Origin of the sequence: Novosphingobium sp. B1 (genome assembly GCF_900176395.1) — a bacterium.
Classification (GTDB): domain Bacteria; phylum Pseudomonadota; class Alphaproteobacteria; order Sphingomonadales; family Sphingomonadaceae; genus Novosphingobium.
The window spans coordinates 1-1327 of record NZ_FWXL01000066.1; the positions used below are offsets into that span (position 1 = coordinate 1).

The window sequence follows — 1327 nt, forward strand, 5'->3', positions numbered from 1 at the left end:
TGGTTGCCGTCCGTTGCGCAAGAGGCTTTCGGCTTGAATGAGCAAATGATCGAGTGCGGTCTTCTGTCAGGCCTTTGAATGCGGCATTTCAGAAGCCGCTGGCCGGTATGGTGATCCGCGGATCAGGTCCAAAACTACTTTCCCAGCATGAAAGCTCACGTGCTAGGGCTGGTTTTCCTGATCCGATCTGTTCGATCCTTTTCCCATTCAAATCATGGCCTTCTTGCTCCCCGTCACCGATGTCAGCCTATCGCGGTTTGATCACGCCACGGATGCTGCCATCGGATCCCGGAAGTTCTCGTGCTTGGTGAGCATGGCCCAGATCGCGCGCGCCATCTTGTTGGCCAAGGCAATTGCTACCAACATCCGTGGTTTGCGCGCACTCAGCTTCGCGAGCCACGACCCAGCGACGATAGATTTGCGGCCCATCCAGTTCAGGCGAGACATTGCGCCAATTATCAGTAGGCGCCGGATGTCAGCCTGCCCAGCTTTCGAGATCCGCCCATGGCGTGCCTTCCCACCGCTTGAATGCTGACGTGGCGCCAATCCCAGCCAGGCCGCAAAATCACGGCCGGACTTGAAGCTTTCCATCGGCGGAGCGAAGGCTTCGACCGCGAGGGCCGTCATTGGGCCGACACCTGGCATTGTCTGTAGTCTGCGCGCAGTGTCGGTTCGAGCCGCCAAGGCCCTGATCCGCTCGTCGCTGCACTTAATTCGGGCCGTCATCCCTGCAATCTGGTCGAGGATTTCACAGCATTCCGAGCGAACGATTTTCGGAAGGTCGCTGTTCGGCGCGTCAACGATCGCTTCCATCCGCTGGCATTGCTGAACCCCTTGGGGAACGGCATGACCGAATTCGTACAGGAAAGCACGAAGCATGTTGATCAGTTCAGTGCGCTGATGGATGAGCCGGGTCCTGGTGCGAAATAACATTGCCCGCCCCAGCTGCTCCTCTGACTTGGCAGCGACGAAGCGCATCTCGGGTCGCTGCGCTGCGATGACGATGGCCTCGGCATCCGCTGCATCGTTCTTTTGCCGTTTGATGAAGGGGCGAACATAGTGGGGGGCGATCAGCTTCACGGTATGACCAACGCGACTGAGTTCTCGCGCCCAGTAATTTGCGCTGCCGCAAGCTTCCATCACCACAACCGCAGGAGGTTGATCGGCCATGAACCGGCGAAACTTGTCGCGCGACAGTTGCTTGCGGTACTCGACCTCACCGGTCATTCTTGCGGCGTGCAGCTGGATGACATTTTTCGCCAAGTCCACGCCGATCATGATAGCCTTCGTCACGGTTGCCGTCCTTTCCATCAGTGGCTGTTGACGC

Annotated in this window: 1 protein-coding gene; it reads right to left on the reverse strand. The window is 58.3% G+C overall.

Annotation, left to right across the window (positions count from 1 at the left end; all coding sequences use genetic code 11):
- Nucleotides 1-261: 261 nt before the first annotated feature.
- Nucleotides 262-1311, reverse strand: a complete 1050-nt coding sequence (locus B9A23_RS22070; protein ID WP_084281547.1) for an IS110 family RNA-guided transposase — start codon at nt 1309-1311, stop codon at nt 262-264.
- Nucleotides 1312-1327: the final 16 nt, after the last annotated feature.